Here is an 8,588-nt window from a genome sequence, read left to right on the forward strand (position 1 = left end):
ATCGAAACAAAAACCCGCCACGGCCGAAGCCGGGCGGGTTTTTGTTTCGATCCGGCCGACCTGTCGCTCGGGAGCGGTGTCGGGGCTTTCAATGCTGGCATACCACGTGAGAGAGTGCGTACGTTCCTTCCCAGGAACAGTGACGCACACCTTCACCCGCCCGGCTTCGGCCGAGGCGGGTTTTTCGTGGCCGCTGTCGGTCCGGCGTTCGGCCGAATGCCGCCGGCCACGCAGGCCGACGGGATCGCGCTCAGGCCGGGAGCGTCGCTCGCCGGCTCACAGGGCCCGTTACAGGCGTGCCGTCTCGCGACGGTTGAAGCCCAGGGCGCACAGGGTCGCGACGGCGCCGGAGAGAAGGTAGACGCCGACCCAGGAAAGGCCGAACCGGCTCGACACGCTGAGCGCCACCAGCGGCGCGAAACCGGCGCCGATGAGCCAGGCCAGATCCGAGGTCAGCGCCGCACCGGTGTAGCGGTAGCGCGAACCGAGATTCGCGGTCACGGAGCCGGAGGTTTGTCCGTAGGAGAGGCCCAGGAGGGCGAACCCGCCGAGGACATAGATCGTCTGCCCGAGCTCGCTGTCGCCGAACACGATCGGCGCGATGATGCTGGCCACGGCGAACATGAGGATCAAGGCGGCCGAGACGCCGACCTGGGTGCGCCGGCCGATCCGGTCGGCCATCAGGCCGGAGATCACGATGGTGCCGGCCGCCAGGAAGGCACCGGCGCATTGCACGAGCAGGAACTCGCCCGCGTTGCGCTTCGTGAACAGGTGGATCCAGCTGATCGGGAAGACGGTCACCAGGTGGAACAGGGCGAAGCTCGCCAGGGGCACCACCGCGCCGATCAGCACGAAGCGGCCATGCGAGCGCAGCACTTCGAGGACCGGGGTCGGCTCGAGTTCCTGCATCTCCAGCATGCGGGAGAACTCCTCGGTGGCCACGAGGCGCAGGCGGGCGAACAGGGCGACCACGTTGATGGCGAACGCCACGAAGAACGGGTAGCGCCAGCCCCAATCGAGGAAGTCCTCGGTGGACAGGTTGGCGAGGAAAAACGCGAACAGGGCACTGGCGAGGATGAAGCCGACGGGGGCGCCGAGCTGCGGGATCATCGCGTACCAGCCGCGCTGCTTCTCGGGTGCGTTGAGCGCCAGGAGCGAGGCGAGGCCGTCCCAGGCCCCGCCGAGCGCGATCCCCTGGCCGATGCGGAAGGCCGCGAGAAGCCAGATCGCGACGGCGCCCAGGTGGTTGTAGTTCGGCAGAAAGCTGATCGCCATGGTCGAACCGCCGAGCAGGAACAGGGCGATCGTCAGCTTGACGCCGCGCCCGTGCCGCCGGTCGATCTCCATGAACAGGACGGAGCCGATCGGCCTGGCGACGAAGGCCAGCGCGAAGATCGCGAAGGCGTAGAGCGTTCCGGTCAGGGGATCGGCGAACGGGAAGAACACGCCCGGAAAGATCAGCACCGAGGCGATGCCGTAGACGAAGAAGTCGAAGTACTCGGCGGCCCGGCCGATCACCACACCGATTGCGATCTCGCCCGGAGCGACGCGGTGGTCGCTGGAAGCCTCGTGGGCGTCGCGTTCCAGCGACGACGAGGAAGGCACTGCGTATTCTGCGCTCATCGAAGGAACCGTGCTCGCTGCATGCGTTCGGGACCGAATCAGGCGCGGCAACCTCCGCGCGATGCCCCCATTAGATCGTCAGAACCGGTTTTGGCGCTGCGCTTCGTCTGCGGCAAAGCGCAGCGCGACCCGTTCCCCGATGAACCACCTAACAGAATGCAACGGCCCTAGCCTATAGAGAAATGAGACCCCTCCCGAAATGCAATCCAGGCACGCTATGCTCACAGCGCTGTTCAGACGCGACGCATTTCGCTTGTCATTTTGATGCGATGCAGCGCAGTGAGACGCGGCGTCACCCCTCCCGGGACCGATGGGACCGGGAGGGGTGACGACCCCACCGAGATCGCGCCAGACGAGTCCATGCCCGTCAAATTCCTTCGTAACCTCGTGCTCCTTCCGCTGTTCGGCCTGCTCTCGGGCTGCAACATGGTCCTGATGCAACCCTCGGGTGACATCGCCGCCCGGCAGCGCGACCTGATCCTCGCCTCCACCGGCTTGATGCTCCTCATCATCATCCCGGTCATCGCCTTCACGCTCCTGTTTGCGTGGCGCTACCGCGTCTCGAACAAGGACGCCGAGTACGATCCGGACTGGCACCACTCCACGCAGCTGGAAGTGCTGATCTGGTCCGCCCCGCTGGTGATCGTCATCGCGCTCGGCGCGCTCACCTGGATCAGCACGCACACCCTCGATCCCTACCGCCCCCTGAGCCGCCTCGACGCCGAGCGTCCCTTGGCCGCGGGCGTGAAGCCGCTGACGGTCGAGGTCGTCGCACTCGATTGGAAATGGCTGTTCTTCTACCCAGATCAGGGCATCGCCACGGTCAACGAACTCGCCGCACCCGTCGACGTGCCGATCTCGTTCAAGATCACCTCCGCCACCGTCATGAACTCGTTCTTCATCCCCGCGCTGGCCGGGCAGATCTACGCCATGGCCGGCATGGAGACGAAGCTGCACGCCGTGATCAACAAGGCCGGTGTCTACGAGGGCATCTCGGCCAACTACAGCGGCTCTGGCTTCTCGCGGATGAACTTCAAGTTCCACGGCCTCGACCAGGCTGGTTTCGACAGTTGGGTCGCCAAGGTGAAGGCCGAGGGTAAGCCCCTCAGCCGGCAATCGTATATCGAACTCGAGAAGCCGAGCGAGCGCGAGCCGGTGCGGTACTTCTCCTCGGTGGAGAACGGCCTTTACGGCGCCGTGCTCAACATGTGCGCCATCCCCGGCAAGATGTGCATGAACGAGATGATGCACATCGACGCCATGGGCGGTGGCGGCAAGGAGAGCCACGGCAACCGCCAGCGCCTCGAGTACGACAACCGCTACGCCGAGGAAGGCGTCGAGGCGCCGGCCGCGACGGTGGGCGGCTCGGGCCGCGAATCGCGCAGCCCCGAGCAGCCCGAGGGCATGAAGCCGAAATCCAACGCCCCCGCAGTGAAGCCGGGCTCGGCCCCGGAGCATTCCGGACACGACCATTCCGGCCACCAGGGCCACGGGGCCAAGGCGAATGACGGCACGGAGTCGAAGGGCTCCGACTCCGTCGCGCCCGGCCAGCTGAACCGGTAACGCGGACGCTCACGCCCGCGCCACAAACTCCTCTCACGAGCAAACCCCTCTCACGAGCAGGTCCCATGTTCTCCAATCCGGATCTCCAGAAGCTCCTATTCGGGCGCCTGACGCTCGATGCCGTGCCGCTTCATGAGCCGATCCTCCTCGTCACCTTCGCGATGGTCGGCCTCGGCGGCATCGCGGTGCTCGGCGCGCTCACCTATTTCCGCCTCTGGGGCACCCTTTGGCGCGACTGGTTCACCTCCGTCGATCACAAGAAGATCGGCATCATGTACATCGTCCTGGCGCTGGTCATGCTGCTGCGCGGCTTTGCCGACGCGCTGATGATGCGCGCCCAGCAGGCCATGGCCTTCGGCGACGTCGAGGGCTACCTGCCGCCGCACCACTACGATCAGATCTTCACGGCGCACGGCGTGATCATGATCTTCTTCGTGGCGATGCCGCTGGTCACGGGCCTGATGAACTTCGTGGTGCCGCTGCAGATCGGCGCCCGCGACGTCGCTTTCCCGTTCCTGAACAACTTCAGCTTCTGGATGACGGTGTCCGGCGCGGTCACCGTGATGGCCTCGCTGTTCGTCGGCGAGTTCGCCCGCACCGGCTGGCTCGCCTATCCGCCGCTTTCGGGGCCCGCCATGAGCCCGGGCGTCGGCGTTGACTACTACATCTGGGCCCTGCAGATCGCCGGCATCGGGACCCTGCTCTCGGGCATCAACCTCATCGCCACCATCGTGAAGATGCGGGCGCCCGGCATGTCCATGATGAAGATGCCGGTCTTCACCTGGACCGCGCTCTGCACCAACATCCTTATCGTCGCCGCCTTCCCGATCCTCACGGCCGTTCTCGCCCTGCTGTCGCTCGACCGCTACGTCGGCACGCACTTCTTCTCGAACGACCTCGGCGGCAACCCGATGATGTACGTGAACCTCATCTGGATCTGGGGTCACCCGGAGGTCTACATCCTGATCCTTCCGGCCTTCGGCGTGTTCTCGGAGATCGTCTCGACCTTCTCCAGCAAGCGCCTCTTCGGCTACGCCTCGATGGTCTACGCCACCGTCGTGATCACGATCCTGTCGTACCTCGTGTGGCTGCACCACTTCTTCACGATGGGCTCGGGCGCATCCGTGAACTCGTTCTTCGGCATCACCACGATGATCATCTCGATCCCGACGGGCGCCAAGATCTTCAACTGGCTGTTCACCATGTACAAGGGCCGCATCCGCTTCGAGGTGCCGATGCTCTGGACGGTCGGCTTCATGGTGACCTTCACCATCGGCGGCATGACCGGGGTGCTGCTCGCCGTTCCCCCGGCCGACTTCGTGCTGCACAACTCGCTGTTCCTGATCGCCCACTTCCACAACGTCATCATCGGCGGCGTGCTGTTCGGCATGCTGGCCGGCATCACCTACTGGTTTCCGAAGGCCTTCGGCTTCAAACTGGACGATTTCTGGGGCAAGGTGTCGTTCTGGTTCTGGCTCACGGGTTTCTGGTTCGCCTTCGCGCCGCTCTACGTGCTCGGCCTGATGGGCGTGACCCGCCGCGTCCAGCATTTCGATGACCCGTCGCTCCAGATCTGGTTCGTGATCGCGGCCTTCGGCGCCCTGCTGATCCTCTGCGGCATCGCCTCCTTCGCGATGACCCTGGTGGTCAGCTTCATCCGGCGCGACCAGCTGCGCGACACCACCGGCGACCCCTGGGGCGGCCGGACGCTGGAATGGGCGACGTCGTCACCCCCGCCGGACTACAACTTCGCCTTCACGCCCGTGATCCATGACCACGATGCGTGGTGGGACATGAAGAAGCGCGGCTACAGCCGTCCGCTGCACGGGTTCAAGGCGATCCACATGCCGAAGAACACCGCCACGGGCCTGATCCTCGGGATCCTGAGCATCATCTTCTCGTTCGCGATGATCTGGTACATCTGGTGGCTCGCCGCCTTCAGCTTCCTCGTGATCGCGGTGGTCTCCATCGGGCACACCTTCAATTACAACCGCGACTTCTACATCCCGGCCGACGAGGTCATCCGGACAGAAGGCCAGCGGACAGCCCTGATGGCGGAGCGCGTCTGAGACCATGGCATCCCACTCGATCGCCGCCATGAACGCCGTCGGACCGACCGGGGCGAACCCGGTCGATTCCTCGGCCTTCTACGACGCCAAGGGCGAGCATCACCCGGAAGGGAGCACGATGCTCGGTTTCTGGCTCTACCTGATGAGCGACTGCCTCATCTTCGCGGCCCTGTTCGCCACCTATGCGGTGGTGGGGCGCAACTACGCGGCCGGGCCGTCGCCCAAGGACCTGTTCGACCTGCCGCTGGTGGCGTTGAACACCTCGATGCTGCTCTTCTCCTCCATTACCTACGGCTTCGCGATGCTGGAGATGGAGCGAGGCTACCTCGCCCGCTGCCAGCTCTGGCTCGCCGTCACGGGCCTGTTCGGCATCGCCTTCGTGGGCCTGGAACTCTACGAGTTTCAGCACCTCATCCACGAGGGGGCGACGCCTCAGCGCAGCGCCTTCCTGTCCGCCTTCTTCACCCTGGTGGGCACCCACGGCCTGCACGTCACCCTCGGCATCGTCTGGCTGGTGACCCTGATGGTGCAGGTGCACCGGCGCGGGCTGGTGCCCGAGAACAAGCGCCGGCTGCTCTGCCTGAGCATGTTCTGGCACTTCCTCGACGTGATCTGGATCGGCGTCTTCACCTTCGTGTACCTGATGGGAGTCCTGCAATGAGCGCCGCGTCGAACGCAGGCCACGCCTCCGGACACGATGCGCACGCGCACGACGCGGCGCATGGCGACCACGGCGAGTCCCACGGCTCCTTCAAGGGCTACATGACGGGCTTCGTCCTGTCGGTGATCCTGACGGCGATCCCGTTCGCCCTGGTGATGGGCGACGTCCTGGGCAACGACCGCCTGACCGGCCTCGTGATCATGGGCTTCGCGGTGGTGCAGATCGTGGTCCACATGATCTACTTCCTGCACATGAACACGAAGTCGGAGGGTGGCTGGACCATCCTGGCCCTGATCTTCACCCTGACCCTGGTGATCATCACCCTGACGGGCTCGCTCTGGGTCATGTACCACCTCAACACCAACATGATGCCGATGCACATGCACACGCGCTGATGCGCGGGGGCGGAACGACCCGGCGCCCCTCGGGCGCCGGACTCGTCATCCTGGGCATTCTCGGGCTGGCCCTGGTGGCCGGCCTCACCGCCCTCGGAACGTGGCAGGTGCAGCGCCGGGCCTGGAAGCACGCGCTGATCGCGCAGGTGGAGGGCCGCATCCACGCCGATCCGGCCGAGGCGCCGGGGCCGGCCGAATGGACCGGCCTGACCCCGGAGGCCGATGCCTACCGGCGGGTCCGGGCCACCGGACGCCTGCGCCACGATCGCGAGACCCTGGTCCAGGCCGTGACCGACCTCGGCGGCGGCTTCTGGGTGATGACGCCCCTGGAACGCGCTGACGGCACCATCCTGCTGATCAATCGCGGCTTCGTGCCGGCGGACCGGCGCGATCCGGCGAGTCGCCCGGAGCCCGGCGGCACGGGGCCGACCACGGTCACGGGCCTCTTGCGCTTGAGCGAACCCGGCGGCGGCTTCCTGCGCAAGAACGATCCGGCCGGCGGGCGCTGGTACTCGCGCGACGTCGCCGCCATCGCCGAGGCGCGCGGCCTCACCCGCGCCGCTCCCTACTTCATCGATGCGGACGCGACGCCCAATCCCGGCGGCTGGCCGGTGGGCGGCCTGACCATCGTGGCCTTTCCCGACAACCACCTCGTCTACGCGATCACCTGGTACGTCCTCGCCCTGATGGTCGCGGGCGCGCTCGTCTACACGTTGTCGGACGCGCGCCGGGCGAAGCGGCGCGCGACACCGTAGTCGCGCGGGGAACGCGGTTCAGTTCGGCCAGCAGCGACGGCCGTAGGGACCGATGTGGTAGCCGGCGGGACAGGAGCGGCCGCGGATGTAGCCGCCCGCCTGCCCGCCCGGGCGGCAATAGCCGTACACGCCGCGATGGGCGTAGGGACCGCAGCCGCCATAGACCTGGATGATCCGCGCATCCTCCGGACCATGGGCGAGGGCATCGATCATCGGCAGCGCGGAGGCCGGAGCCGCGAGACCGGCGAGGACGAGGCCCGGGACGAGAAGCTTCAGCATGAACACGTTCCTTTTCCTGTCAGCGGCGGCCCGATGGGCCGCCGGCCCCGCGCCGCGGCACTCCGGCCACGACGGGACGGGCACAGGTTCGTCCGGGCATACTTCCCGGATGTGACGCGGGCAGTGCGCGATGTAACGTTCTGTAACGGGATGCTCAGGCGGCCGGTCCTGCCTTCAGGCGAGCGCCGACTGCGTCTCACGACGAGCCGCGCGCCGCCGAGCCGCGAGACGGCTTCCGTGAAGCGGCGCAGGGGCGCGGACTCTTTGCGGGCGCCGAGGAAGGCGAGGTCTAGAGCCGGTCGAGGCCCGAGCCCTCCAGGAAGCCGGCCAGGAAGGCGCGGATGCCGGGATCGTCCTCGACGATGGCGATGATGGTGCCGTCGATCCTGGACCGACCATGGGAACGAACGCCGTAACGGCGATGTAAAAACGGGTGACATCACAAAACGTCACTTAGTCCCGAAGCCTCGCCCGAGGCCCTGAAAGGATCCCGGGCGAAGAGCTTTACGCGGCGAGCCAGGCGCTCGCCCGCGCCACGTCCGCCTGCGACAGGCCATGGCCCGTGGGCAGGGTCTCATGGCTGACCCGGGCGCCGCCGTCACGCAGACGCTGCGCCAGGGCGGCGGCATTGGCGGCCGGCACGATCGGATCGGCGGCCCCCGACAGCATGAGCACCGGCCGACCCGCGAGATCGACGGGCGCGGACGCGGTCAGGGGCAGCATCGGCCGCAGCAGCACGGCGCCGGCCAGGACGTCCGGGTGCAGCAGCAGCAGCGCCGCGGCGATGTTGGCGCCGTTCGAGAAGCCGACCGCCACGGGTGCGGCGAGGCCGTAGGCCGCCCGTGCCCGCGCGACGAAGTCGGCGAGGTCGGCCGCGCGCCGCCGGACATCGGCCTCGTCGAACACGCCCTCGGCGAGGCGGCGAAAGAAGCGCGGCATGCCGTTCTCCAGCACGGGCCCGCGCGGGGCGAGCAGAGCGGCGCCGGGCACCAGACTCCGCCCGAGGGAGAGGAGGTCGGTCTCGTCGCCGCCGGTACCGTGGAGCAGCAGCAGGGGCGGCGTGCCGGCCGCGGTTCCGGGCACGAAGCGATGGGTGAAGCCGAGGGCGCTGTTGGTCATGGCGGTCTCGTGAAGGGTAGGGTGGTCTCGTGAGGGCGAGAGCGGGGCCCATGCCGTTCGGCGTGGGCCCCTGATTTTTCGGACGGCGTCAGGCTCAGGCGACCCGGGGCAGGCGCGCCTCGAT

8 protein-coding genes are annotated in these 8,588 nt (G+C 67.1%); 5 read left to right on the forward strand and 3 right to left on the reverse strand.

Features of this window, described 5'->3' with window-relative positions; all coding sequences use genetic code 11:
• Positions 1-288 precede the first annotated feature (288 nt).
• Complete coding sequence (locus MFF30_RS07230; protein WP_238278250.1) at positions 289-1,623, reverse strand: MFS transporter; 1,335 nt, start codon at positions 1,621-1,623, stop codon at positions 289-291.
• Positions 1,624-1,983: 360 nt separating this feature from the next.
• On the opposite strand from MFF30_RS07230, the gene cyoA reads away from it, so the two are divergent.
• From cyoA to MFF30_RS07255, 5 genes are all read left to right on the forward strand, one after another.
• Entirely contained in the window at positions 1,984-3,186 is a 1,203-nt protein-coding gene (cyoA, locus tag MFF30_RS07235; protein WP_238278251.1) for a ubiquinol oxidase subunit II, read from the forward strand.
• Positions 3,187-3,251: 65 nt separating this feature from the next.
• Positions 3,252-5,255 carry a cytochrome o ubiquinol oxidase subunit I gene (gene cyoB, locus MFF30_RS07240; RefSeq protein ID WP_238278252.1) on the forward strand — a complete coding sequence of 668 codons (2,004 nt, stop codon included), beginning with the start codon at positions 3,252-3,254 and terminating at the stop codon, positions 5,253-5,255.
• Positions 5,256-5,283: 28 nt separating this feature from the next.
• Positions 5,284-5,916 carry a cytochrome o ubiquinol oxidase subunit III gene (gene cyoC / locus MFF30_RS07245; RefSeq protein WP_238278261.1) on the forward strand — a complete coding sequence of 211 codons (633 nt, stop codon included), beginning with the start codon at positions 5,284-5,286 and terminating at the stop codon, positions 5,914-5,916.
• Positions 5,913-6,311 carry a cytochrome o ubiquinol oxidase subunit IV gene (cyoD, locus tag MFF30_RS07250; protein WP_238278254.1) on the forward strand — a complete coding sequence of 133 codons (399 nt, stop codon included), beginning with the start codon at positions 5,913-5,915 and terminating at the stop codon, positions 6,309-6,311. The genes cyoC and cyoD overlap by 4 nt, the downstream gene beginning before the upstream one ends.
• Positions 6,311-7,066 carry an SURF1 family protein gene (locus tag MFF30_RS07255; RefSeq protein ID WP_238278256.1) on the forward strand — a complete coding sequence of 252 codons (756 nt, stop codon included), beginning with the start codon at positions 6,311-6,313 and terminating at the stop codon, positions 7,064-7,066. Before cyoD ends, MFF30_RS07255 begins: the two co-directional genes overlap by 1 nt.
• 18 nt (positions 7,067-7,084) lie before the next feature.
• Here the strand turns inward: MFF30_RS07255 and MFF30_RS07260 are convergent, their stop codons facing one another.
• Together MFF30_RS07260 and MFF30_RS07265 are read right to left on the reverse strand one after the other, a co-directional pair.
• Positions 7,085-7,345, reverse strand: a complete 261-nt coding sequence (locus MFF30_RS07260; RefSeq protein ID WP_238278257.1) for a GCG_CRPN prefix-to-repeats domain-containing protein — start codon at positions 7,343-7,345, stop codon at positions 7,085-7,087.
• Between the two features lie 504 nt (positions 7,346-7,849).
• Positions 7,850-8,464 carry an alpha/beta hydrolase gene (locus MFF30_RS07265; protein ID WP_238278259.1) on the reverse strand — a complete coding sequence of 205 codons (615 nt, stop codon included), beginning with the start codon at positions 8,462-8,464 and terminating at the stop codon, positions 7,850-7,852.
• Between the last annotated feature and the right edge of the window lie 124 nt (positions 8,465-8,588).

Source organism: Methylobacterium goesingense (genome assembly GCF_022179225.1).
GTDB classification, from domain to species: domain Bacteria; phylum Pseudomonadota; class Alphaproteobacteria; order Rhizobiales; family Beijerinckiaceae; genus Methylobacterium; species Methylobacterium goesingense.